25 protein-coding genes are annotated in these 25,592 nt (G+C 41.5%); 17 read left to right on the top strand and 8 right to left on the bottom strand.

The annotated features are described in order from the left end of the window. Nucleotides 1-6: 6 nt before the first annotated feature. From C3F34_RS05705 to C3F34_RS05685, 5 genes are all read left to right on the top strand, one after another. Nucleotides 7-474 (top strand): YchJ family protein, encoded by a 468-nt coding sequence (locus C3F34_RS05705; protein ID WP_044738758.1) that lies wholly within the window; start codon nt 7-9, stop codon nt 472-474. Nucleotides 475-537: 63 nt separating this feature from the next. Then, nucleotides 538-1,182: a trimeric intracellular cation channel family protein gene (locus tag C3F34_RS05700; RefSeq protein WP_044738759.1), complete on the top strand. Its 645-nt coding sequence runs from the start codon at nt 538-540 to the stop codon at nt 1,180-1,182. 214 nt (nt 1,183-1,396) lie between these two features. Beyond that, a complete protein-coding gene (locus C3F34_RS05695; protein WP_104441227.1) occupies nt 1,397-2,716 on the top strand; it encodes an MFS transporter in 1,320 nt (439 codons plus the stop codon). Between the two features lie 262 nt (nt 2,717-2,978). Next, nucleotides 2,979-5,198: a DNA topoisomerase IV subunit A gene (gene parC, locus C3F34_RS05690; RefSeq protein WP_044738761.1), complete on the top strand. Its 2,220-nt coding sequence runs from the start codon at nt 2,979-2,981 to the stop codon at nt 5,196-5,198. A gap of 151 nt (nt 5,199-5,349) precedes the next feature. Further along, nucleotides 5,350-7,026, top strand: coding sequence for a long-chain-fatty-acid--CoA ligase (locus C3F34_RS05685; RefSeq protein ID WP_016168521.1), 1,677 nt, complete (start codon nt 5,350-5,352; stop codon nt 7,024-7,026). A 46-nt stretch (nt 7,027-7,072) separates the two neighbouring features. Here C3F34_RS05685 and C3F34_RS05680 read toward each other — a convergent pair whose 3' ends face one another. After that, nucleotides 7,073-7,459: a hypothetical protein gene (locus tag C3F34_RS05680; protein WP_016168520.1), complete on the bottom strand. Its 387-nt coding sequence runs from the start codon at nt 7,457-7,459 to the stop codon at nt 7,073-7,075. Between the two features lie 108 nt (nt 7,460-7,567). Here C3F34_RS05680 and C3F34_RS05675 point away from each other — a divergent pair, with 108 nt between their 5' ends. Continuing rightward, on the top strand, nt 7,568-7,966 hold the full coding sequence (locus C3F34_RS05675) for an MAPEG family protein (RefSeq protein WP_104441226.1): 399 nt from the start codon (nt 7,568-7,570) through the stop codon (nt 7,964-7,966). Nucleotides 7,967-8,077: 111 nt separating this feature from the next. Then, nucleotides 8,078-8,602, top strand: coding sequence for an inorganic diphosphatase (gene ppa, locus C3F34_RS05670; protein ID WP_016168518.1), 525 nt, complete (start codon nt 8,078-8,080; stop codon nt 8,600-8,602). Nucleotides 8,603-8,704: 102 nt separating this feature from the next. Here ppa and C3F34_RS05665 read toward each other — a convergent pair whose 3' ends face one another. Next, nucleotides 8,705-10,030 carry an OprD family outer membrane porin gene (locus C3F34_RS05665; protein ID WP_104441225.1) on the bottom strand — a complete coding sequence of 442 codons (1,326 nt, stop codon included), beginning with the start codon at nt 10,028-10,030 and terminating at the stop codon, nt 8,705-8,707. A 1,228-nt stretch (nt 10,031-11,258) separates the two neighbouring features. Between C3F34_RS05665 and C3F34_RS05660 the strand changes: the two genes are divergently transcribed. Continuing rightward, nucleotides 11,259-12,029: a TorF family putative porin gene (locus tag C3F34_RS05660; protein ID WP_104442297.1), complete on the top strand. Its 771-nt coding sequence runs from the start codon at nt 11,259-11,261 to the stop codon at nt 12,027-12,029. Between the two features lie 37 nt (nt 12,030-12,066). Here C3F34_RS05660 and C3F34_RS05655 read toward each other — a convergent pair whose 3' ends face one another. Together C3F34_RS05655 and C3F34_RS05650 are read right to left on the bottom strand one after the other, a co-directional pair. Further along, nucleotides 12,067-13,584, bottom strand: a complete 1,518-nt coding sequence (locus C3F34_RS05655; protein WP_104441224.1) for a YifB family Mg chelatase-like AAA ATPase — start codon at nt 13,582-13,584, stop codon at nt 12,067-12,069. 66 nt (nt 13,585-13,650) lie between these two features. Continuing rightward, a complete protein-coding gene (locus tag C3F34_RS05650; protein ID WP_016168503.1) occupies nt 13,651-13,878 on the bottom strand; it encodes an accessory factor UbiK family protein in 228 nt (75 codons plus the stop codon). Nucleotides 13,879-14,156: 278 nt separating this feature from the next. Here C3F34_RS05650 and glnK point away from each other — a divergent pair, with 278 nt between their 5' ends. From glnK to C3F34_RS05615, 7 genes are all read left to right on the top strand, one after another. Then, nucleotides 14,157-14,495, top strand: coding sequence for a P-II family nitrogen regulator (gene glnK / locus C3F34_RS05645; RefSeq protein WP_016168502.1), 339 nt, complete (start codon nt 14,157-14,159; stop codon nt 14,493-14,495). A 58-nt stretch (nt 14,496-14,553) separates the two neighbouring features. Continuing rightward, nucleotides 14,554-15,957 (top strand): ammonium transporter, encoded by a 1,404-nt coding sequence (locus C3F34_RS05640; RefSeq protein ID WP_104441223.1) that lies wholly within the window; start codon nt 14,554-14,556, stop codon nt 15,955-15,957. 140 nt (nt 15,958-16,097) lie between these two features. Then, the gene (gene nrdR, locus C3F34_RS05635; protein WP_026441105.1) at nt 16,098-16,559 is read left to right on the top strand and encodes a transcriptional regulator NrdR; all 462 of its coding nucleotides are present in this window, start codon (nt 16,098-16,100) and stop codon (nt 16,557-16,559) included. 8 nt (nt 16,560-16,567) lie between these two features. After that, nucleotides 16,568-17,653, top strand: coding sequence for a bifunctional diaminohydroxyphosphoribosylaminopyrimidine deaminase/5-amino-6-(5-phosphoribosylamino)uracil reductase RibD (gene ribD / locus C3F34_RS05630; protein WP_016168499.1), 1,086 nt, complete (start codon nt 16,568-16,570; stop codon nt 17,651-17,653). Continuing rightward, nucleotides 17,650-18,939, top strand: coding sequence for a DNA adenine methylase (locus C3F34_RS05625; protein ID WP_016168498.1), 1,290 nt, complete (start codon nt 17,650-17,652; stop codon nt 18,937-18,939). Before ribD ends, C3F34_RS05625 begins: the two co-directional genes overlap by 4 nt. A gap of 27 nt (nt 18,940-18,966) precedes the next feature. Continuing rightward, nucleotides 18,967-19,626, top strand: a complete 660-nt coding sequence (locus tag C3F34_RS05620) for a riboflavin synthase (protein WP_104441222.1) — start codon at nt 18,967-18,969, stop codon at nt 19,624-19,626. Between the two features lie 107 nt (nt 19,627-19,733). Then, nucleotides 19,734-20,282, top strand: a complete 549-nt coding sequence (locus tag C3F34_RS05615) for a VTT domain-containing protein (RefSeq protein ID WP_104441221.1) — start codon at nt 19,734-19,736, stop codon at nt 20,280-20,282. A gap of 60 nt (nt 20,283-20,342) precedes the next feature. On the opposite strand, the gene C3F34_RS05610 is transcribed toward C3F34_RS05615, so the two are convergent. The 4 genes from C3F34_RS05610 to C3F34_RS05595 all read right to left on the bottom strand — a co-directional run bounded on the left by C3F34_RS05610 (nt 20,343) and on the right by C3F34_RS05595 (nt 23,198). After that, the gene (locus C3F34_RS05610) at nt 20,343-20,561 is read right to left on the bottom strand and encodes a hypothetical protein (RefSeq protein WP_016168495.1); all 219 of its coding nucleotides are present in this window, start codon (nt 20,559-20,561) and stop codon (nt 20,343-20,345) included. Between the two features lie 130 nt (nt 20,562-20,691). After that, nucleotides 20,692-21,327, bottom strand: coding sequence for a hypothetical protein (locus tag C3F34_RS05605; protein ID WP_228155331.1), 636 nt, complete (start codon nt 21,325-21,327; stop codon nt 20,692-20,694). A 22-nt stretch (nt 21,328-21,349) separates the two neighbouring features. Further along, complete coding sequence (locus C3F34_RS05600) at nt 21,350-21,757, bottom strand: DNA polymerase III subunit chi (RefSeq protein WP_016168493.1); 408 nt, start codon at nt 21,755-21,757, stop codon at nt 21,350-21,352. Beyond that, a complete protein-coding gene (locus tag C3F34_RS05595) occupies nt 21,750-23,198 on the bottom strand; it encodes a leucyl aminopeptidase (protein WP_104441220.1) in 1,449 nt (482 codons plus the stop codon). Before C3F34_RS05595 ends, C3F34_RS05600 begins: the two co-directional genes overlap by 8 nt. A gap of 159 nt (nt 23,199-23,357) precedes the next feature. Here C3F34_RS05595 and lptF point away from each other — a divergent pair, with 159 nt between their 5' ends. Both lptF and lptG read left to right on the top strand, forming a co-directional pair. After that, nucleotides 23,358-24,458: an LPS export ABC transporter permease LptF gene (gene lptF, locus C3F34_RS05590; RefSeq protein WP_044738780.1), complete on the top strand. Its 1,101-nt coding sequence runs from the start codon at nt 23,358-23,360 to the stop codon at nt 24,456-24,458. A gap of 1 nt (nt 24,459) precedes the next feature. Next, a complete protein-coding gene (lptG, locus tag C3F34_RS05585) occupies nt 24,460-25,530 on the top strand; it encodes an LPS export ABC transporter permease LptG (RefSeq protein ID WP_104441219.1) in 1,071 nt (356 codons plus the stop codon). Nucleotides 25,531-25,592: the final 62 nt, after the last annotated feature.

Here is a 25,592-nt window from a genome sequence, read left to right as displayed (position 1 = left end):
AAATGTATGTCAGAAGAACAATGCCCTTGTGGCTTAGGATTATATGCCGAGTGTTGTCAGCCTTTGCATTTAGGACAACGTACGGCACTCAGCGCGGAACAGTTGATGCGTTCGCGTTATAGTGCATTTGCCAAACAGCAGATTGACTATATTGTGCAGACCACGGCATTGGGGCAACAGCAGGCTTTGGATGTTCCTGCCATTAAAGCGTGGAGTGAATCTAATCAATGGTTAGGTTTAGGAGTGGTACAAGCACAGGAAGAACTCGACAAGAGCCATGCCCAAGTGGAATTCAAAGCACATTATCATGATGGGCAACAGGCCCAAACACATCATGAAGTTTCACATTTTGTGAAACAGGCAGGGCACTGGTATTTCCTTGATCCGACCACAGAGCAACTCATCACCATGAAACAACCCTGTATTTGTGGCTCGGGTAAAAAATTTAAGCAATGTTGTGCACAATTTTTATAACGTTCAGTTTAGATTTGGCTTAGAATAGCCCGCATCTTAACCCTTCAATGGAAGCGCAGGGCGATGTTACTGACCATAATTTATATTATTGCGATTACGGCTGAGGCCATGACTGGAGCACTGTCTGCAGGTCGACGTAGTATGGATTGGTTTGGGGTAATTCTGATTGCCTGTGTGACCGCTTTAGGTGGTGGGTCGGTCCGTGATGTATTGCTCGGACATTATCCTTTGACTTGGGTCAAGCATCCTGAATATTTGGTCCTGACTTGCTGTGCAGCGTTGTTTACCATTTTGATTGCCAAGTGGATGCGCCATTTGCACAATATTTTCTTGGTATTAGATGCATTAGGTCTGATCGGCTTTACCATTATTGGTTGTCAAATTGCCTTGTCGATGGGACATGGTTTTGTGGTCTCCGCAGTGGCAGGTATTATGACGGGGGTATCTGGCGGGATTTTGCGTGACATTTTGTGTAACGATGTACCTCTAGTATTCCGTCGTGAGCTTTATGCCAGTATTTCTTTTGTCGCGGTGATTTGTTATTGGGTCTGTCTGGAAATTGGACTATCCCTAGAGTTGACGGTGATTTCAACCCTGATTTTTGGATTTTCTTTACGTCTGATTGCGATTTATTTTGGTCTGGAAATGCCGAAATTTATTTATAAAGATGATGATGCCGATTCTGCCTCTTCAACCGATACGCATTAATCAACGATTGCAATTTTGCCAAAATTTAAAATGATAATGCCCAAAGCCAAATTTGGGCATATACTTAAAATATAAAATAAATTTCATTTCCCCATCGCTCAACAGAATTTATTAAAATAGACTGCGTGGTATTTTTTCTTCTGTAACAACATAAAATTGCATAGCAGTTCTTTTCAATGTTGTTATTTTCTTCATCTTAACTTGAGTCATCACTATGGATTTAGTTTCACGTGTACAACGTTTACCTGTTGGAAAGTTCCACTATACCTTGCTGTGGGTGATTGGCTTGGGCTGGATGTTTGATGCCATGGATACAGGACTGATTTCCTTCATTCTGACCAAGATGGCAACCGAGTGGAGTATGAGTCCCGCAGAAAAAGGCTGGGTGGTGTCGATTGGTTTTGTCGGTATGGCGATAGGTGCGGTCTGTTCAGGAGCATTGGCTGACCGTTGGGGGCGACGCAATGTTTTTGCGGTGACTTTGGTCACTTTTAGTATTGCCACAGCGTTGTGTGCCTTTGCCCCAAATCTGACTTGGTTGTTGGTATTTCGTTTTATTGTCGGCTTAGGGCTTGGTGGACAACTCCCTGTTGCGGTGACTTTGGTCAGTGAATACATCCCTGCACAGGTGCGTGGACGATTTATTGTATTGCTGGAAAGTTTTTGGGGACTGGGCTGGCTAGTGGCTGCTTTGGTGTCTTATTTTGTGATTCCGAGTTATGGCTGGCATGTCGCGTTCTTAATTGGCGGTTTGCCTGCGCTATATGTGTTTATGATTTTAAAGAAAGTCCCTGAATCAGTACCATATTTAATTAACCGTGGACGGATTGAAGAAGCCCATGCTTTGGTGCAAAAACTGGAGCGTGAATGTGGCGTGGAAGTCATTCAGCAGATTGAAGTAAAACCAGTTGCCGCCAAGCAAAGCGTATCTTTTTCACAACTGTGGTCAAACCCTTTTGCAAAACGTACTTTAATGCTGTGGCTGATCTGGTTTGGCATTGTCTATTCTTATTATGGCATTTTCACGTGGTTACCCAGCCTGTTAGTCAAACAAGGTTATAGCATTGTGCAGTCATTTGAATATGTACTGGTGATGATTTTGGCACAACTTCCAGGCTATATCGCAGCCGCTTGGCTGGTCGAGAAACTAGGACGTAAATGGACATTGGCCGGTTTTATTGGCTTATGTGCTGTTTCGGCTTACTTCTTTGGACAGGCAAATACTGTCACTTTGATTATGTTTTGGGGCTGTTTGATGTCGTTCTTTAATTTGGGGGCATGGGGTGTACTCTATACCTATACTCCAGAACAATATCCGACCAATATTCGTGCCTTTGGTTCGGGTTGGGCCTCTGCGATTGGGCGTATGGGCGGCATCGTGGCGCCGCTGGTAGTGACGCAAATGATGGTGCAGAGCAATGGCTTTCATCATGTATTTATGATGTTTACCGCAGTCTTGCTTGCTGTAGCATTGGTCATTTTGGTTTTAGGTGAAGAAACCAAAGGCAAAACTTTAGAATCAATTGGCATGTAGAATTGGCAGATCGTTTGGGTGGCAAAATTGTCGCCATTCTATATTTTGGCTTATTGGCTGAACTTGTGTTAAACCTATTGCTGTGAAAATAAAAAATTATAAGTTGATCATTTATTTAAAAGTGGATAATTTTACGACATCAGAGACCCATTAAGACACAAATTGTCGTGGTAGTAGATGGCACACCCTTGTGCAGTCACAGTCTGAGACTTAGCATAAGAACTTAGATAAAAAAACGATTTGATTAGGATGAAAGGTTGTTATGACGAACCTTGCGCATCACGCAACTGAAAACCGCTCCGTCGCAGAATTTACTGAACGCGCCTACCTCAATTATGCCATGTACGTGATTATGGACCGTGCTTTGCCTCACATCAGTGATGGTTTAAAGCCTGTTCAACGCCGTATTGTGTACGCCATGAGTGAGCTTGGACTCAAACCAAGTGGTAAACCGAAAAAATCTGCACGTACTGTGGGTGATGTATTGGGTAAATACCATCCACATGGTGATTCGGCATGTTATGAAGCCATGGTGTTGATGGCACAACCGTTTAGCTATCGTTATCCATTTATCGAAGGTCAGGGCAACTGGGGTTCACCTGATGATCCTAAGTCCTTTGCTGCCATGCGTTATACCGAAGCCAAATTGTCACAGTACAGTGAGGTATTGTTGGCAGAATTGGGACAGGGCACCTGTGACTGGCAAGATAACTTTGATGGTTCAATGAAAGAACCTGTCAATTTGCCTGCTCGTGTGCCGAATATTCTGTTAAATGGTACAACAGGTATTGCGGTCGGTATGGCCACTGACATTCCACCGCATAACTTGCGTGAAGTGGTCAAAGGTACAATCGCCCTGATTCGTAACCCAAATTTAAGCGATGAGAAAGTCGCAGAATATATTCCTGCTCCTGATTTACCGACCAAAGCTGAAATTATTACCCCTCCGAGTGAATTACTTAAAATTCAAACTACAGGTCGTGGTAGTTACCGTATGCGTGCGGTGTACAGCATTGAAAAAAATGAAATTGTGATTACCGACTTGCCTTACCAAGTGTCAGGATCAAAAGTGATCACACAAATTGCTGATCAGATGCAAGCGAAAAAATTGCCATTGGTGAGTGATGTTCGTGATGAGTCGGATCATCAAAATCCAACTCGATTGGTTATTGTCCTGCGCTCGAACCGAATTGATGCAGAAGCGGTGATGAGTCATTTATTTGCCACAACCGATTTAGAATCTAGCTATCGCGTCAATATGAATATGATTGGTGCAGATGGTCGTCCGCAAGTGAAATCGATTCGTCGTATTTTATTGGAATGGATCGAAATTCGGAAAGAAACAGTCACACGTCGCCTGCAATATCATTTAAATAAAATTGAAAAACGCCTGCATATTTTAGCTGGTCTGCTCATCGCATATTTAGATATCGATACTGTGATTCGAATTATTCGAGAAGAAGAGCATCCGAAAGCGGAATTGATGACACATTTTGGCATTGATGAGATTCAAGCCGAGGCCATTTTAGAATTAAAATTACGCCATTTGGCGAAATTAGAAGAAATGGAAATTCGCCGTGAACAAGAAGAACTGGAAGCCAAAGCTGCCATTATTCGTGAACAATTGGCGAATCCAGAATCTTTAAAATCACTGATTATTAACGAATTAAAAGAAGATGCGAAACGTTTTGGTGATGATCGTCGTTCGCCAATTGTACAACGTGCGGAAGCAACAGCCATTAGCGAGCAAGATTTGATGCCTGCTGATCCTGTAACAGTGGTGTTGTCAGAAGCAGGTTGGATTCGCAGTGCGAAAGGGCATGATATTGATGCCGAGAACCTGAATTTCCGTGCGGGCGATCAGTACCGCAGTCACGCACAAGGCAAGTCTAATCAAAAAGTTTATATCTTAGATCAGACGGGGCGCAGTTATGCACTGGCAATTAATAGTTTGCCTTCCGCCCGTGGTCTAGGTGAACCTTTGAGTTCCAAGCTTTCACCTGTCAGTGGGGTAGGTTTCCTTCAAGTACTAATAGAAGATGATGAAGCAGAAATTTTAGCGATGAGTACGAAGGGCTACGGCTTTAAGACCCAAGCCAAACAGCTTGATACCAATGCTAAAGCAGGTAAAGCCTTCTTGACAATTCCAGAGGATGCCAAACCATTACCGTTATATCCTTTAAAGAGCGCGACCCATTTGGCATTATTAAGTTCGGCTGGACGGTTACTCATTATCGATTTGTCAGAATTACCAATCCTGAATAAAGGTAAAGGTAATAAATTGATACAACTTGAAGATAAAGATCAAATTATATCTATGACAACCTTAAATTTAGATGAAATAATTCAAGTGGTTGCAGGCCAGCAACAACTTAAAATAAAAGGCGATGATTTACAAAAATACATGGGCAAGCGTGCGACAAAAGGGCAACTGTTACCACGTGGATATCAAAAAGCAAATAGACTGTTGGTTCAGAGATAAAACTAGCATGTATTTGTCGAAATAAGTTATATATGTGGCTGTGTTCGTGAAAATGGATACGGGAATGTGCATCAACAAGCTAAATAAACACACACAAACCCGAAAAAAAAGCTGCATATTTTAAGGACTATAGATTGGAGAGATTGGGATTATGGAAAAGATTTGGTTCGCTGAATACCGCAAGACAGGAATTCCTGAAACTGTAGAATTACCGCCAGAGAACACCTCTTTGGTTGATGTATTTGAGCGTAATTTCCAAAAATTTGGTTCACGTGATGCTTTTATCTTTATGGATAAAGCGCTTACATTCAGTGAACTTGACGAAGCGAGTCGTAAATTTGCTGTTTATCTACAAAGTTTAGGTTTGGCGAAAGGTTCTCGTGTAGCAGTCATGATGCCAAACGTTCTCCAATATCCAGTGGTTGCTCTTGGTGTATTGCGTGCAGGTCTGGTGCTTGTGAACGTTAATCCGCTATACACTGCGCGTGAACTTGAACATCAATTAAATGATTCAGGTTCTGAAGTTTTAGTCATTATTGAAAACTTTGCTTCGGTTTATCAGAGCATTATTGGTAAAACGCCAGTAAAACATGTCGTGGTTGCCTCTGTCGGTGACATGTTGGGTACTTTAAAAGGGACTCTAGTGAATTTTGTGTTGCGTTCAGTACGTAAGCAAATTCCTGCGTGGAATATTCCAGGTCATATCCGTTTTAACGCGGCTATGTCAAAAGTAAGCCCAAGCAACTATAAACGTCCAAATCTAACCCTCAGTGATACGGCTGTTTTACAGTACACTGGTGGTACTACGGGTGTTTCCAAAGGTGCTGAGTTAACCCATCGTAACCTTGTGGCTAACTTATTACAGTGTGATGGTATTTTCCAAAGTAAATTTGGTGCTCAAGATGGTCAGCCAGATGACCGTATTTTCTGTGCTTTGCCGCTGTATCATATTTTCGCGTTTATGGTTTGTGCTATGTACGGTATGTATAAAGGTCAAGCCAATGTTTTAATTCCGAACCCGCGTGATTTACCTGCGGTGATGAAAGAATTACGCAAATATCAACCAACATTCTTCCCAGCAGTAAATACCTTATTTAATGCTTTGGTCAATAATGAAGAGTTTAAACAGCTCGACCACAGCAAACTTAAAATGGCTATGGGCGGTGGTATGGCCGTACTTCCATCGACTGCAGAAGCGTGGAAGAAAGTCACAGGTACGAACATTATTGAAGGTTATGGCTTATCTGAAACTTCACCTGTAGCAACAGCAAACCCACCTGCTTCGGATGAATTCAGTGGCACGATTGGTATTCCATTACCATTAACTGACATTGCAATTTTAGATGATGATGGCAATCCAGTTGCATTGGGCGAGCAAGGTGAAATCTGTATTCGTGGTCCTCAGGTGATGAAAGGTTACTGGAATCGTCCAGATGAAACTGCCAAAGTGATGGTGAATGGTTTCTTCCGTACAGGTGACATCGGTGTAATGGATGATCGCGGCTACACCAAAATTGTTGACCGTAAGAAAGATATGATTTTAGTGTCTGGCTTCAACGTTTATCCTTCTGAAATTGAAGAAGTGATTGCCAAGCATCCAAAAGTGCTTGAAGTTGCTGCAATTGGTGTACCTGATGAAAAATCAGGTGAAGTACCAAAATTGTTTGTTGTGAAAAAAGATGCCTCTTTAACCACTGAAGAAGTTCTTGAATTTGCAAAAGAGAACTTAACAGGCTATAAACGCCCACGTTATGTAGAGTTTATGGAAGAATTACCAAAATCAAATGTAGGTAAAATTTTACGTAAAGATTTACGTAAGACTGCATAGAATTTTGTATAAAAAAGCGCCTCAGGGCGCTTTTTTTTGCTATGGCTTATTTTTTCTTCATCAGCCAGCGGTCAAAATAAGGGCGGCCTACACCTGCAATACCAATAAAAATAAAGATGGTGCCGAACTGACGGCTAAAGCCAGAACGATTAAAAGTGCCGTAGCTCAAGAAATTATCCACCAAGCAGTAAATCAGGGTAATCAGCACCCAATGCCAGAGGGGCAGGCGACGAATGCCTACAGCCCAAAATGCAACCCAGAGCAAAATAAAGGTGCAGACAGTTGACCAGATATTCATGTTGGCACAAATGACTGTGAGTAAAAAAGCAACAATAGGGAACACAATAGCGAGTACACGATCCATCTGCCGTTGATGTTGGCGCTGTTTTTCCAGTTCATCGAACAGTTTGTGCTGCTCCGCATTAAATGACATAGATATTCCCGAATGGCTTGGTAATCAAAACACTATATTTAACAAAAAATATTCTAGAATTGCCATGCTATGATAAGGCTAATTAATACTCTCACGAGAACTCAATTGATGCACAGTATTAGCGGTATTGTCTATCTCATCTTAATTGCATGTTTATTACCTTATGTTTTTAGTCTTATTGCTAGACTTGCGAGTGGTTTTCAGGTCAAAGACAATCAATATCCGCGTGAGTTTTTGAACAATTCAACAGGTATTGCTGCACGTGCCAATGCCGCACAACAAAATAGTTTTGAAGGATTACCTTTATTTATTGCTGCTGTTTTAATGGCGGAATATATGGTTGTGTCACAATCTGTGATTATGACTTTTGGTATTGCTTATTTGGTCTTACGTGTCATCTATGGGGTGTGTTATTTGGCCAATTGGGCCACATTGCGTTCAATTGTCTGGTGTCTATCTTTATTGTGTCCAATTTCACTGCTGATTTTGGTGATCAAACTCAGCTAATGAACGTGCATATTCCCTATTTTTGCGGGGCAGATGTATAATCGCTCCGTGATTAAACCGAAGACTTTAATTTCGGTCTCAATATAATTTAAATCGTTAAAGAGTGATGCTATGAGTTACAGCAATATCCCTGCGGGTAAAGATGCACCAAATGACATTTATGTCATCATTGAAATTCCTGCAAATGCAGCGCCAATCAAATATGAAATTGATAAAGATTCTGACGCTTTATTTGTAGACCGTTTCATGGGTACAGCAATGTTCTACCCAGCGAACTACGGTTATGTACCAAATACTTTGTCTGAAGATGGTGACCCGCTTGACGTGCTTGTTGTAACACCGCATCCAGTTGAGCCAGGTTCAGTCATTCGTTGCCGTCCTGTGGGCAAATTGAACATGGAAGATGACGGTGGTATCGATGCGAAACTTATCGCAGTTCCACACGAAAAATTAACTCCAATCTATAAAGATGTTCAGGAATATACTGATCTTCCTCCGCTTTTAATTCAGCAAGTGGAGCATTTCTTTGCTCACTACAAAGATTTAGAGCCAGGCAAATGGGTGAAGTTAACAGGTTGGGAAGGTGCTGAAGTTGCTAAGCAAGAAGTGCTTAAGGCAATTGAAGCTGCAAAATAATCTCTCAATAAAATAAGGGTTTAGATGAATTTATTTTTCTGAACTCATAAAAAAACCTGCACACTGTGCAGGTTTTTTTAAATCTCTGAAAATGACTTCAAATTAGAAGAATTTTACAGGGATATCTAACCAGATACGCCATTCGTTGGTGTCACCAATGTAGTTGCTTTGGTAGTTGTCGCTTGCGCGGTAGTATGAGTGACGTAAGCGTAAGCTTGAATCTTTAGCAAAACCAGATTGAACTGTATATTTGACTTGGTTAAAGAATTCACGTTCTTGTTCATTATCACTGATCATAGTGCCTTTATTGTCAGTTGCTTTAATGTCCCAACCATAAACAAATGCAGTAGTCCACGTTAAACCAGGTACACCATAATTCGCAAAATCTAGGCTATATTGAAGTTGAAGTGATTTTTCATCATTACCAATGAAGTCAGAAAGGTAAGAGTTTGGTAAGTAAACTGTTTGATGGCCATCACCAACACCTTTACCTAAGCCATAGTCATAACCAGTATTACCACTGTTTTGTTGATACGCAACCATTACATTGTGTGGACCAGTGTTGTAGGTCGTAGAAAATGCAAAAATGGTGTTGTCAAAAGAATCGTTTGCTGAACCAATTTGAGAATACAAATATTTATTCGCGCCCTTATCCCATTCAGTGTGGTAACCACTGAAGTCATAAGTTAATGAGCTATTGTTTGCCAACGCTTGCTTGTAATTGGTATTGATATAATGACGCTCTAAACGGTCTTTAATGTCAGTACCATAGTAAGATGCATTTAATTGATCATTAAATTTATATTTTGCACCCCAAACCACTGCGCGATCTAATTCATTGCCATCAGTGGTTACTTGGTCTGAATATTGGTTTTTAGTGAATTTACCAGCAGTAAGCTCTAAACCTTTAATTTCACGGCTAGTCGCTAAAACACCTTCAAAATATTCAGGAACTAGACGCGCAGTATTGCTTGCAAGTACTGGCAAGTCGAGTACTTGAGTACCATAACGAACTTCAGTATTAGAGATACGTGCTTTTACGATACCGCCACCACGAGCCCAGTGGTCATAAGCATCAACATGACCATTTGCATCTTTTGCACCATCATTGTGTAATGGAATCATCCCATTGCCAGCGTGGTTATTTTCGCCAAGTTTGAATGAACCATCACCAATTACACCTACACCAAAACCAACAAGGCCTTTGGTATAACCAGATTCAATTTTAACCATTGCAGTTTGAGCAGCTGAACTCGTATCTGCTGTACCATGTTTTTTGTCACGAGATAAATAACCAGTGCGGAACAACACTGATCCTTCAGCATCTTCTACAAATCCTTTTGCTTCACTTTGTTCGCTTGCATAAGCTGTAGTAATAAGGGCAGCCTGAATTAATACTGCTAATGTAAGTTTTTGCGCCTTTGGCATAAGAAACAACCTCAAAAAAAGATAGATTCAGAATTTCGTTTTTTGGCATAACTCGAAATTTTAATAAATTGTATAATTAATCTATAAAAAAGATAGATTTTTATTAATTTTATTTCATTCTTGTTACGAGCTACTTGACGAAATTGCTTTCTTGTTGTTTTGCTAGTGATAAACATTATTTATGTTTAAGCCTTTAATTCATAATAAAAATATATTTTATTAAATGGAAAATTTCCACTGTTTTTGTTTCGATCAAACACAGAAAAATCACATATTCTTTTGTTTATTTTTTCTTCATTATCGACTTAATTGATCGTTTTATATTCAGATTGTGTATTGCTTTTATGAATCAATTCAATTTCTAAATGAAAATGAGAAATGTTTCATTTAGGTGCAGAGCAATTTGCGCTGAATGCGTAGCATGGAATGTTGGATTATATTGTGATTCGCATTAAATTCTAAATTCGGACATGGTCAGTTATAGTGCATGTATTTTGTACAATTTAGGGTGTAAAAATTAACTTGTGAACAAAAATAAAGCATTTTCATGCTCAGTTAGCGCTGTTGATTTAAATTTTGCCAATCCAATGTGTTCTTCATTGTAAAAGCCAAACAGAAATGTACCTCATCACCCCAGTCTCTTTTTTTTTGCTACAAATACCATGATGAATGTGAATTTAATGATATTGAGAACAATATAAATGCCATACGGGGCTTACACGACTTTATTGATTGGTAAGCTTAAAATAAATTTTATACTGTTTATTTAGCGAGTTATGCCTTTTCAACGGAACAATATAAGAACTATGAATGGTCTGAGTGATGTATCCAACGCTTTTTCGATAGGGGGTGATGCTGATCATTTGAGCTATCCCGATGAGGAATATTGATCAGCCTTATTGAGAAGTTTTGATAATAAATGAAAGAATAATTTTTGTAAGTACTTGTTATTTATTATTTTATATGAAATTTACGGTCTTTTTACGTTACAGATATGTTGAGTCGTTTTATGGTATGGCCGATCAAGTTCAGAACTTTTTAGACACAGCGTATGGTTTATAAAACGCTATCACTATGGAAATTGATAGTTCAGCCTGAAGTTTCTCAATATTTGACAGCGAACAGCAATGTACAAATATTTTTTAAAGTTGGCATAGCGCTTGCTAATACATTTCTGAGTTTATTAATTACAGCAAAACGTCGTAATTCGATGTGGGGGAACCTCAGAATGAAATTCACATTAAAAGTATTATCTATGGCGGTTGTTGCAGCGGCTTCAACATTTACCTTTGCGGATGATCAAGCAGCATCACCATTTGGTCTTTCTTTTAGCGGCAATGCAGCAGTAACAACAGACTACCGTTTCCGTGGACTGTCTCAAACTCAAAATGATCCAGCAGTACAAGCAGGTTTCACACTTGCACATGATTCAGGCGTGTATTTTGGGCTTTGGGGTTCAAATGTAAACTTTGGTTCAGGGACGCCAAGTTTAGAGTTAGATCCATCGCTTGGTTTTGCAACCACGTTGGATAGCTTTGCCAGCAAACCTTTATTGGATGTGGGTGTTGTATATTACAACTATCCAAGTGCATCTGGCTTAAGTTGGGTTGAATTTTATGGCAAATTGACTTTCGCAAGTGTGTTGGCTGAAGGGGACAGCATTCTGACCAATGTGAACTTTACCAATGATTATGCAGGTGCAGATACAAATAGCTGGAATGTGAATGCAGGTTATTCTGTTCCATTTGGTTCAACAGGTTTTGGCGGTGTAGCAAGTGTGGGCTATACTGTTGTGGATGATGAAGACAAATATTCGTTTGGTGGCGACGATAACTATGTAGACTGGAAAGTCGGTGTTAACTATGCATTTAAATCAATTTCTGGGGCAACGGCTGAATTAGCAGCAGTAGGTACAAATATAGATACAGATGCTATGGATGATGCAACAGCTCGTGGTGTAGAAACAGGCGCAGTGTTTACCTTAACCAAAACATTCTAAATTTAAGGGTGTTAAAAAAAACCTCTAGTTCTTAGGACTAGAGGTTTTTTATTTGGAATTTAACCGTATAAAGGCTTTGCTGCCGATACGATAGAGCTTCACTTAAATGTCCAGTTTGAATTTCAACAGAATTTGCTAGGTCAGCAATGGTTCTGGCAACTCTTAATACCCGATGATAGGCCCGTGCAGATAAATTTAAACGTTGTTGAGCCAATTCAAGCATTTTTTTGGTTTGTTCATTCAATCCTGCAAATTGTTCCAGTTGTTGTGGATTCAAAGCATGATTTAAACAATTTTGTCGTTGAATTTGTTGCTCATAGGCTTGAGTCACACGATGACGCACTTGATCAGAGTTTTCAGCAGGTGCATGTTCTTGTAATTCATGTACCGTAAGCGGTGGTACATCAATATGCAAATCTATCCGATCTAATAGGGGACCAGAAATTCGATTTTGATAACGTTTGATGGCCTCTGTGGAACATTGACAACGTTGATCCTGATTAAACGCATAGCCACATGGACAAGGATTCATGGCCGCGATTAACTGAAAATTGGCAGGATAAGTCATTTGACGGGATGCCCGAGAAATCACAATTTCTTTAGATTCTAAAGGCTGTCTAAGTACTTCCAAGACTTTACGATCAAATTCAGGAAGTTCATCTAAAAATAGAACGCCTAAATGGGCTAAAGTAATTTCGCCTGGTTTAGGATGTGAACCGCCACCCACCAATGCAATGGCTGAAGCAGTATGATGTGGCGAGCAAAAAGGGCGGTGTCCAAAATGATGCTGCGTATTGGCAACAGAATAAATACTGGCTACTTCTAAATTTTCACTAGAACTGAGCGGTGGAAGAATACTAGGTAGACGCGATGCCAATAAGGTTTTGCCTGTGCCAGGGGGGCCGCGAAACAGTAAGGAGTGACCACCTGCTGCTGCAATTTCTAAAGCACGCCGTGGACGAAGTTGTCCTTTCACATCAGCCAGATCAAATTTATAGCGATGTAAAGGCGAGTCGACAGACTTTTGCACTGGAGATAACGGTTTGTGTTGGCTTAAGTGTTCACAAACTTCTTTGAGATTTTTTGCTGCATACACATCAAAATGGGGTAGTTGTGCTGCTTCAAATGCATTTTGTTCGGGCAAAACCAATTGGTGCTGAGCTTGCTGACACGCGATGGCAATACTTAAAGTCCCAGTGGTTGGACGTAATTGACCATCTAGTGCCAATTCTCCAATAAATTCAAGATGATCGATATTTTGTTCTGGGAGTTGCCCAGATGCAATTAAAATACCCAACGCTATGGGTAAATCTAGGCGTGAACCATCTTTGGGCAAATCTGCGGGTGCGAGATTAATCGTGAGTCGCTTACTTGGGAATTGAAAGCCACTATTAATAATGGCTGAACGAACCCGATCTTTACTTTCCCGAACAGCAGCTTCTGCTAATCCTACAATAGTAAGTGATGGTAATCCTTGACTTAAATGAACTTCGACTTCAATCAGTGGGGCGTGCAGACCCAATAGCCCTCGCGTATTTATTTTGGCAAAAGACATCTTATTGTTCCATTTTGGTGCATTATTTTTGATCGTTATTGGTTTTTTATTGCACTAATAATGTGCTTATTTTTTGTTCTGAATTTTTTGTTCAAGAGCTTCGACTTGGAGGAGTAATTCGGTTAAGCGTTGATTGGCATTGTTAAGCGCAGTTTTCTGACGTTCAATTTCGTCACGAGAAACCAAATCCATTTTCGTCACGGCCTCATTTAATAGGGCTCTTAAATTATGTTCCAAATCGGTTTTTGGTTGTTCTATTTGTTCTAGAATGGCTTGTAATAAAGTTTCAATCATTGTTGTATCCACATTGCTGAAGAAGAGCGGGAGCAGTGTAGCACTGCTTCGACAGAGACTATAGTGCTATCTCAATAATCCTGAACATGATCTGGCGAAAATAGCCGACTTTTGGCTAAAAATCTCGAATATTAAAGACCTAAGCTTCGATTAAAAGATAAAAATAAGGTATAAATAGAGTTGTGTATCAGGTTTTTATTTCCCTCAACCTTAGAAATCTTGGCACGAAAATTGAACATAAAACCTTACTGGTGAAAAAAGCCGAAGGAAAAACAAACATGAAGCTAGTAACTGCAATTGTAAAACCCTTTAAATTAGATGATGTGCGTGAAGCATTGTCAGAAATTGGTGTCCAAGGGATCACTGTGACAGAGGTCAAAGGTTTTGGCCGTCAAAAAGGTCATACTGAGCTGTATCGTGGTGCAGAGTATGTCGTTGATTTTCTTCCAAAAGTTAAAATTGAAATCGCGATTAGCGATGAAATGGTTGATGCAGTGATTGAATCGGTCACTCGTGTTGCGAGCACTGGAAAAATTGGTGACGGAAAAATCTTTGTAACTAACTTAGAGCAAGTAATCCGTATTCGTACAGGTGAAACAGGTCCAGATGCTGTTTAATTTGGCATAAAGTTTGCAGAGTATCGAGTAACTCGCAAAATTAGGTTGGGGGACACGAATGAAAAAAATGCTACTCGCGCTGAGTCTATCAGGCGCACTTTTAGGTGGTTCTGTTGCTTGGGCTGAAGACGTAACCGCATCTGCTCCATCAGAAGAAGTCACAACAACAGTTGAAACGACTGCAGCGGCATCGCCAGATGTACAAGCAGTTGCGACACCTGCTCCAGTTGAAGAAGCTGCAGCTCCTGCGGCTGAAGAACCAACCCTCGATACGGGTGATACAGCTTGGATTCTAGTTTCCACAGCATTGGTCTTGTTAATGACCATTCCTGGCTTGGCGCTTTTCTACGGCGGGATGGTTCGTAAGAAAAACGTATTAAGCACCATGGCACATAGTTTTGTTGCAGCAGCAGTAGTGAGCCTTGCTTGGGTAATTGTAGGTTATACACTTGCATTTACTGAAGGAAATGCCTTTATTGGTGGGTTTGACAAGATCATGTTGTCAGGGATTACCACAACCGCATTAACAGGCACAATTCCTGAAATTCTGTTTGTTATTTTCCAAATGACTTTTGCGATTATTACAGTTGCTATTATCAGTGGTTCAATTGCAGAACGAATGAAATTTGGAGCCTTTGTCGCATTTATCGCGATCTGGGTGGTTGTGGTGTATGCACCAATTACCCACTGGGTCTGGGGTGGTGGCTGGTTATTTAACGATGGCGCACTTGATTTTGCGGGTGGTACAGTCGTACATATTAACTCAGGTGTTGCGGGTCTAGTTGCAGCATATATGTTAGGTAAACGTATGGGGCTAGGTCGTGAATCTATGGCACCGCATAACCTGACATTAACGGTGATTGGTGCAAGCCTTGTTTGGGTTGGCTGGTTTGGTTTTAACGGCGGTTCAGCATTGGGTGCAAATGGTTCCGCAGGTTATGCACTGGTCACCACACAAGTTGCAGCGGCAGCAGCGGCAATTGCATGGTTAATTACTGAAAAAGTGGTACGCGGTAAAGCATCTGTACTGGGTGGCGCATCTGGTGCGGTAGCTGGTCTGGTTGTGATTACTCCTGCGGCTGGTTTCGTGACCGTTGGTGGTGCCTTGGCGATGGGTCTAATTGGTGGTGTGGTCTGCTTCTGGGGGATTACAGGTCTGAAACGTGCCCTTAAAGCAGATGACTCATTAGATGCTTTCGGCTTACACGGTGTTGGCGGTATTGTGGGCGCGATTCTCACAGCAGTCTTTGCCAGTGAATTCATCATGGGAGATAAAGCACCTGCAAATATGATGGGCCAATTGTGGGTTCAAATTGAAGGTGTACTTGCTACTATTGCTTACTCTGCAGTGTTAACTTTCGTAATCCTAAAAGTAATTGATGTTGTGATTGGTATCCGTGTTGAAGCTGATGATGAACGTATGGGTCTTGACTTAAGTCAACATGGCGAACGCATTGAATAATTTTCTTACGATATAATCAATATATTGTGTAAAACAGCCCGAAAGGGCTGTTTTTTTTCCATATCTAGCGTAATGCTCTACAAAAACCAGAATTTTTGCTACACTCAGAATTCAAGAATGTTATGTTTAATTCAACCGCCATGCATTGTCCTTTTTGCAACGCCGCAGACAGTAAAGTTATTGACTCGCGCTTAGCCGCTGAAGGCTGTCAAATTAGACGTCGCCGTGAATGTATTAGTTGCGGTGAGCGTTTTACCACATTTGAAAGTTTTGAAGTAGTCATGCCACGTGTGATTAAATCAGACGGTAAAAATGAGCCTTTTGACGAAGCAAAGCTACGTCGTTCGTTAATGCATGCTTTACAAAAGCGTCCCGTCACACAAGAACAAATTGAAGCTGTGTTGAGCGATATTCAACTGCATATTCGTCGTTTAGGAGAACGTGATGTGAAGTCACGCACCATCGGTGAAATTGTCATGCAAGCTTTATTTGCTTTGGATCATGTCGCTTATGTGCGTTTTGCTTCGGTCTATCAGGACTTTCAGGATGTAGAAGCTTTTCGTCGTCAAATTGAACAGATGCAGCAACGTGAACATGAATGAGTATGCCCATGTCTGAGTTAAACCAAGACCAAATGTGGATGCAACGTGCTATCCGTTTGGCACAACAGGGGCAGTATTCCACTAAGCCAAATCCAAATGTGGGTTGTGTGATTGTCAAAGATGGACAGTTAGTGGGTGAGGGGTTTCATCCACGTGCGGGACAACCTCACGCAGAAGTATTTGCCATGCGGCAAGCAGGTGATTTAACACATGGTGCAACGGCTTATGTTACTTTAGAACCTTGTGCACATTATGGTCGGACTCCGCCTTGTGCCAAAGGCTTGGTTGAAGCGGGAATAGCCCAAGTTGTCGTTGCTTGTTCCGACCCTAATCCTTTAGTGGCAGGTAAAGGTATTCATATTCTTCAGGAAGCCGGTATTCAAGTCAGGACTGGGGTGTGTGAGGCTGAAGCTGCGACATTGAACCGTGGCTTTCTTAAGGCGATGGCAATAGGTTTGCCTTATGTGCGCTTGAAAGTTGCTTCCAGTTTAGATGGTCGAACTGCAATGGCATCAGGGGAATCGAAATGGATTACTGGCGCAGAGGCTCGATTGGATGTTCAGCATTGGCGTGCCATTTCAGGCGCAGTGATTACAGGCATTGATACGGTTTTAGCAGATGACTGTTTATTAAATGTGCGTCAACTGCCAGATGTTGAAGATATCAATACCGTGGTTCAGCCCAAACGCGTTATTTTAGATCGACAAGGCCGACTACCTTTAGATGCCCAAATTTTACAACAACCCGATACGGTCATGGTCATGGGACCCTTCCGTCCTGAACTGGCGCAGTTGGGTGTGATACAGTTAGAAATTCAATCTTTAGAAAGTTTATTAAGAACCTTAAAAGATTTTCAAATTTACGATGTGTTGGTAGAAGCAGGTGCGACTTTATCCAGTGCTTTCCTACAGCAGGGTTTGGTGGATGAGCTGATCAGTTATGTTGCACCCACCTTATTAGGTCAATCCGCACGCGCGATGTTTAATGCAGAGTTTGAGCATTTGGCAGAGCAACTTCGATTTAAGCTCATCGATGTTTCCCAAGTTGGAAATGATGTGCGCTTAAGACTAACTCCCCTTCAAGAGTCTATATGAATCAAGAGTCTACGGTTTATCATAAACGACGTCACGCGGCACGGACCACAGACGAATACTTATTCCATCAATTGGTTCCTTACTTAGGAAACAAGCGTCGTTTATTACATCTGATTTTAGAGGCACTTGAACAGACGGGAACCTTGAATGCTAAAGGTCGTTCGCCTATTTTTGCTGACTTTTTTGCGGGTAGTGGTGTGGTCTCCCGTTTGGCCCGTCAAAATGGTTATCGTGTGATTGCCAATGACTGGGAACCTTATAGTCATGCCTTGAACCATGCCATTTTGGCCTGTGTGGATGCACCTGCATTTAAAGAATTGGGTGGCTATCAAAAGGCAATTGACTATTTAAACCGCCTGCCAGAAGTCAAGGGTTGGGTGACACATAACCTATGCCCACGTAACGATGAAATTTACGATCCTGCCCGTGACCGATTGTTCTTTAAACGTCGCAATGGCATGCGGATAGATGCAATTCGTCAGCAAATTGCCACTTGGCAAGCGCAAGGTGCGATTGATGATGTGGAAATGAGTGCTTTATTGGCGCCATTATTGTATTCAGCCAGTTTTGTCAGCAATACCAGTGGTGTCTTTAAAAGTTTTCATCATGGTTGGGGTGGTAAAACCCAAACAGCCCTGGAGCGTATTGAATCCTTGCTTTGGCTGACCCCAAGCCGTTTTTGTGAAATAGGCGATCCAAAACGGCCTGCCGCAGAAATGTGGTGTGTCGATGCACAGCATTTGGCCAATCAGATGAGTGGTTTTGAAGTGGATGTGGCGTATTTAGATCCACCTTATAATCAGCATGCTTATAGCAGTAACTACCATGTATTGAATGCCTTGACCTTATGGGATCAGGTGGATTTGCCTAGTCCAGACACCAAAGGTTTTAAGAGCGGAATTGATCGCGCATGGCGTAAAGAGCGCCCGAGTCCGTACAATTCTTCTAAGTATGCCAAGGAAGCCTACGAAAAGTTATTGTCGACCATCAATGCACGCTATATTCTGACCAGCTATTCGACTGATGGTAATATTGAAGCCGCTGATTTGCTTAAAGCCAATCTTGAGCGTGGACGTGTCACGTTGTTAACCCAAGATGTCCCACGTTATCGCGTGAGTAAGCAACGCCAGTCGGAACGTGCACGTGTATTGGAGTTTATTGTGATTACCGATACTCATGCGAAGCCAGGTCCGCCATTACGTCAGTTACTCGGTCAACTGTATCATTTCGCAGAATTGGGTGGCGTCGATACCTCAGGTGTGAGTACCCAATTGGCATTGTGGTAAGTCCAAATTCAAAAAAAGAGAAAGATTATGTTTACAGGAATTATTGAAAGCCTTGGTCGAGTCGAAAGCTTGCAAAGTGTGGGTGGTGATGTACGTTTACGTATTCAAACGGATTTGGACATGTCAGATGTTCACTTAGGTGACTCAATTGCAACCAATGGGATTTGCTTAACAGTGATTGAATGGGGCGACAATTGGTACGCCGCAGATGTGTCACGTGAAAGTTTAAATCGAACGACGTTGGGTCACTGGAAGGTCGGACAACCTGTCAATGTAGAAAAAGCCATGTTGCCGACCACACGGTTTGGTGGACATATTGTTAGTGGTCATGTTGATGCTGTCGGTGAGATTACCTTGGTCCGTGAGGATGCGCGTTCACTTTATTTTGAAGTGACGGCACCTGTAGAAATTGCCAAATATTTGGCCGAGAAAGGGTCGGTGACAGTAGATGGTATCAGTTTAACGATTAACCATTTGCGCGGTAATATTATTAGCCTGAACTTAATTCCACATACGGCAGAACGTACCAATATTGGCACGTGGAAAGCGGGTTCGAAAGTGAATTTGGAAGTCGATGTTTTAGCACGTTATATAGAACGTTTATTGCTAGGTGATAAAGCAGCAGAGACCCAAGCACAGTCCAAAATCAGCATGGATTTCTTGGCGGAAAATGGCTTTTTAAAATAAAAAGTATATATCGCATTTGAAAACAGCCTAAAATATAAGGCTGTTTTCTTTTTATTCGAGTGAAATAAAGCACGTGATACTTAAATTGATTAGCCTAGATTTATGTAATGCTTGATTTTTTTCTGAATCTAGAACAAATGCTGCCGCTTTTACTGTCGCAGTATGGCATATGGATTTATGCCATTTTGTTTCTGGTGATTTTTGCAGAAACAGGCTTTGTCTTTATGTTTTTTCTGCCTGGCGATAGTTTATTGATCGCCGTAGGTGCTTTATGCTCATCCTCTGCGATTATTCAGCTGCATAGTATGGGAATATTACTCATAATTGCCGCGATATTAGGTTATACCGTAAATTATTATACGGGTAAAAAATTAGGCTTTAAGTATTTACATCGTCATTCACGTTGGATGAAGCCCGAATATCTGAGTAAAACCAACCATTACTTTGTTAAACATGGTGGCAAAACCATTATTCTGGCACGTTTTATCCCTTTTGTGCGCTCATTTGCTCCTTTTGCGGCGGGTGCAGGAGAGATGAAGTTTTCTAGTTTTATGTGGTACAACACCATCGGAAGTGTAATCTGGATTGGTGTTCTACTCAGTATTGGTTATGGCGCGGGCAATATCTTTTTCGCAACCCTTGAGTTTATCGAGTGACTTGCTCAAACAAGTCACTCAACTTTGCAGAGCGAATATTTAAAGATTCATGGTCAATAATTAATGTTTAATAATCGTCACAACGGGTTCAGCATGGTAGCTTGCGTTGAGTCCTTGTGGGGAAATACTGAAATGGCCTTTTTCTGACTCGCGGGAAAGAAAGATCGAAAGTGATTGAAAATCGGTGCGGCTGATCAGTAGTTTTTGAGCAGACACAATCCATTGTTCGCCTGAATCGAGAGCAGCAATGCGGTGAGAAACGTGGTTCAGTAGGTCCATTTTTTCTTCCTAATTTATTGATATGTCAATTTTTGGCGTCAACACTTTAAAGTGTTTATTTTAAAGTGATGACTATATTGTGACATTTATGTGTCATTTTCATGACACCCATCAAATTGAAGTAGAAAAATTAAACGGTTGGTTTTACATCAGAAAAATTAGAATTATGTAATATGTATTCAATTTCTTCTTGCGCTGCGGAACGTAATTTATTACGGAATTTACTCACAGCTTGTTCAATGTGAGCTTCGGCCTCGAGTTCTAAGCGTAAGCGCACAGTTTCTAATTCAGACAAAATTTGTTGATCTGAAACATGCACCATGCCTGGGGCAAAGTTCAGATTTTGGTGACTATCATTGACATGATAGCGTTCGGTATAGCGTAGCGTTTCTTGTTCAATATGCTGGCGCAAGCTGTCTAAAGTATGTGTTTGTTCAGCATATTGACGTTTTTCATCCTCAAATAATTGTTGGGCATATTGTTCAGTTGCAGCCCGCTTATTGGCTAAGGATTGTTCTAAAGCCAATTGACGACGAATTCGTGCTTCTTCTATCAGACGTGCTTTTAAATCTGCATAAGCTTGTTCTATAACCTGCTGGGCTTGTGCTTGAGCTTTCTGATCTGCTGCAAGCCAGAGTTGAGTCTGTGTCTCGGGTTGTAATAAATCACAAATATGATTCAGATCATCCATAAATGTCTGACGTACAGCTTCAGGCGCTTCTAGCCAGCGCTGTTTAAAATCTGGACCGACATTTAATGCCACCATATTTCTCCCTAAGGTTGAACAGTTAAAGCTTGAAAGTTTGAGGTTCAATGCCTAAACGTCGATATTGTTTAAATTTTTCACGACCGAGCTGTTTAGCAGAATCATTATTTTCAATAATTTCTATAATTTGGCTAAATTCATGAAATTGATCAAGTGCCTGATTGTTAAAATTAAACACAATCCAATCATTTTCTGTGGGTAAGCGTGCCGAGATGCAGACATTTGCATGTTCTTGGTCAATACCATGTCCAATAAAGCTGGCTGCATCGAAACTCCATAAGCGTTCATCCAATTGCTGCTGTAATGCAGCATCGGGGCAATAGAGCCAAATCCGTTTGGGTTGACGCAGAATTTTACGACACAAACGGCAAGTACTTTCGACTTGCCGTTCTGGACTTTTTTCAAACAGATAAAAGCTAACTTTAGCCATTCGTATTAACACGGTTGGCTAAGAATTGCATTAATAACGGTACTGGACGGCCTGTTGCACCTTTGCTACTGCCAGAAAGCCACGCTGTACCCGCAATATCCAAATGTGCCCAACGGTATTCACGGGTAAAGCGTTGCAAGAAGCATGCAGCGGTCACTGCACCTGCTTTAGGACCACCAATGTTACCAATATCAGCAAAAGGTGAATCAAGCTGCTCTTGATAATCATCAATCACAGGCATACGCCATACACGGTCAAAGCTGGTCTGACCTGCGGCATTTAATTCAGCAGCGAGTTCATCGTCTGGAGTAAACATGCCTGTTAAGACAGAACCTAAAGCCACCACACATGCACCTGTTAAGGTCGCAATATCAATCACCAATTCAGGGTTAAAACGTTTGATGTAGGTCAGGGTATCACAGAGCACCAAACGGCCTTCGGCGTCTGTATTTAAGATTTCAACCGTTTGACCACTCATACTGGTGACAATATCCCCTGGGCGGGTTGCATGACCAGAAGGCATATTTTCTGCGGCGGCAATTGCACCCACCACATGAATTGGTAACTTCGCTTCACATAAAGCACGTAAGGTGCCAAGTACAGAGGCGGCACCACACATATCGAATTTCATTTCGTCCATGCCTAGACCAGGTTTCAGTGAAATGCCACCTGTGTCGAAAGTGATGCCTTTGCCAACCAAAACGATAGGTGCTTGATCTGGCTGACCTTTATATTCGAGAGTAATAATACGACCTGGGCGGTCTGAACCACGGCTGACCGCTAAAAAGGCAAACATGCCTAGATCTGCCATTTCCTGTTCATTAATGATGGTGACTTTGAGTTGTTCTGGGTATTGCTGCGCCAAAGCCAAAGCTTGATCGGCTAAATATTCAGGGAAACAGATATTGCCCGGACGGTTGCCTAAGTCACGTGCATAATCCTGACCCGATTGAATGGCTTGAATCAGGCTTAATTGTGAATTATTTAAAGGACTTTGCGCAGCAATGAGTCCGATTTCATTGAGTAAAAATTCGTTCTTTTTCGATTTAAACTCATCATAACCATAAGCCGCTTGGGTTAGGCTTAAGGCAAATAAATAATGCAAGGCTTCAGGCAAAGCATTCAGATCAACTTGAATCTGCTGATATTTTTTTTGTGAAGATTTGATAATAGTTTGTGCAATTTTTGCTAATTTTGCAGGTTGCAAATCTTCAACTTTGTCGAGTCCAATCAGAGTGGCATGGGCAAATTCAGGAATCTTTGCCAAGAGTGGTAAAGTTTCGTTGAATCCAGCTTTAAATTGCGTAGCTTGTGCAATTTGCTCTAAGTTATTGATTTGATATGTTGATGTGATCTGAGCAAGCTGAGTATTGTCGGCTAAAATGAATAAAGCCTGATTGTTAGCGGGAGCGGGTAGAGCGGTATTCAAGCTGAGTTTCATAGGGGGTCTTCACGCCTTTGAGGGTTTTAAGTTATTCAGCCATTGAAACATTTTTATGGTTCGAGTTTCAATGCAGAAGCAGGGGAATAGGTTTTATATTTTTAACATTCGGGTAAACTAACGGTAGTTTTTACTCTTTTTGAAATTGGAAGAATCAATTTGATTATTCGGCGTTATTTAGTCAAGCAAGTGGTGTCTAATTCATTGGTTGTGATTGGCTTGTTGACCTTAATCATGATGGGTGGCCGATTAATCAAGTATTTCGGCGTAGCTGCTCAAGGTCGTTTAGATGCAGGCATTTTATTTAGCATCATCGGTTATCGTTTGCCTGAGTTTTTAACGCTGATTTTTCCCTTGGGTTTCTTCATTGGTCTCATGCTGGTGTTTGGTCGTTTATATGTCGACCATGAAATGGCTGTGCTAAATGGCAGTGGTATCAGTAGACATCAATTGGCACGTATGCTTATTCCCTTGACCTTGGTGTTTATGCTGTTACAGGGTGTGTTAATGCTGTGGATGTCACCTTGGGGCTTACGTCAATTTGAACAGCTCACCACCAGTCAGGCGGTCCGTACAGGTTTTGATTTGGTGCGCCCGAAAGAATTCATTTCTTCAGGTCCTTATACCATCTATGCTGGCGATTTATCAGAAGATCGGCGAAATCTAAAAGATATTTTCTTTTATCAGCGTGCAGAAAAAGAAGGTAAGCCTGATGTCATGATTTTGGCCAAAGAGGCAACACGGGTTGAAGTCGCGAATGACACTGCCAATGTGGTCGATTTGGTACAAGGTCGTCGTTATGAAATTTATCCAGGTCAGCCAAAATATACCCAAGCCGAATTTCAAAGTTATCGCTTACGTTTAGAAAATGATAAAGAAGCTAAATTCGAAAGCTCAGAAGTTGAGGCCTTAACCACGGGTAAGTTATGGCAAAACCGTAATGATCCAATTGTGGCCAGCGAGTTGGGTTGGCGGATGTTCGTTCCACTGGTCATGATTGTAGCATTAGGATTAGCCGTAGCTTTATCTGAAGTGAGTCCACGTCAGGGACGTTATTTAAAACTATTTCCTGCACTGTTAATTTTTGCCAGTTTAATTGTCGCGATGATGGCGATTAAAACGCGTGTCAGCAAACAGGAAATTGGAATTTGGGCCTACCCATTGGTGCTTTTTGTCTATGCAATTGCAGCCGCGATTTTCTCGCGTAAGCAAAAACTAGCTCCAAAAATTAAGAAGCAGATTCAGCGAGTGAGGTCTTAAAATGTTTGCACGTCGTATTGTCGCGAAACATGTGACTAAGACCACAGCCTATGCCATGTTGGGGGCGACAGCGGTCTTGTCGGTATTACAGATTCTATTTACCTATTTAGGCGAATTGAGTGAACTGAACGATACCTATACTGCTTGGCAGGCGCTGATTTATGTCTTATGGGGCGCACCACGGTACTTATATGAGATTTTGCCGATTGCTGCTTTGATTGGAGCAGTATTAGGTTTGGGAACAATGGCATCCAACAGTGAATTGATTGTGATGCGTTCCATCGGGATTAGCCTGTGGCGTATTGTCGGCTGGGTGATTCGTTCAGCTTTAATTTTAGTGATTTTATCCTTCATCTTAAGTGAGTGGGTGATTCCTTATACCAATGAACAGGCCAAGAGTGTGAAAAGTCACCGTAGCGTTGCGGCGTTAGGTGAGGTCAAAGGCTATTGGACTCGAGAAGGGCAGCGCTTTATTTATATTGATTATGCCAACTCACAAGGTCAATTGCGGAATATTCAAGTGGTTGATTTTGACCAAGAATATCGTTTGAATAGCGTACTGAATGCTGAACAGGGACAATTTGTTCAGGATGGTCGTTGGAATTTGCAAGATACCGAACAAATGGCAATTCAGGATGCGGGCAATGCAATCAAACGTGATGCAGCGCAACAACCTTTGGCTTTGGCATTGCAACCGAAATATGTCCACATGGTGACCATTGATCCTGAAGATTTATCACCAAGCCAACTGGTGAGTTTTATGCGGTATATGCATGAATATAGCCAAGTCCCAAAAACCTATCAGTTGGCATTCTGGCAAAAAGTCGGTTCGCCATTTGCTTTAATTGCACTGGTTTTAATCGCCTGTTCTTTTATTTTCGGACCTCTGCGCCAACAATCCATGGGTTTCCGTTTGGTGATTGCCTTATTTATTGGCTTAGGATTCTTCTATTTACAAGATTTTCTGGGTTATGCCAGTTTGGTCTATAGTCCATCGCCCGCTTGGTTCGTCTTTGTCCCGATTGTCATTATGTTTGTGGTTGGTGGTTATTTATTGCGCCGTGCTCGCTAGGAATTTGTACAGATTGACGAAAACAATCTGTACAAGCGAGTTTAACCCTGTTGCATACATGG

This window comes from Acinetobacter sp. ACNIH2 (assembly GCF_002934965.1).
Classification (GTDB): Bacteria; Pseudomonadota; Gammaproteobacteria; order Pseudomonadales; family Moraxellaceae; genus Acinetobacter; species Acinetobacter tandoii.
This window is presented reverse-complemented; position numbering and strand designations above follow the sequence as displayed.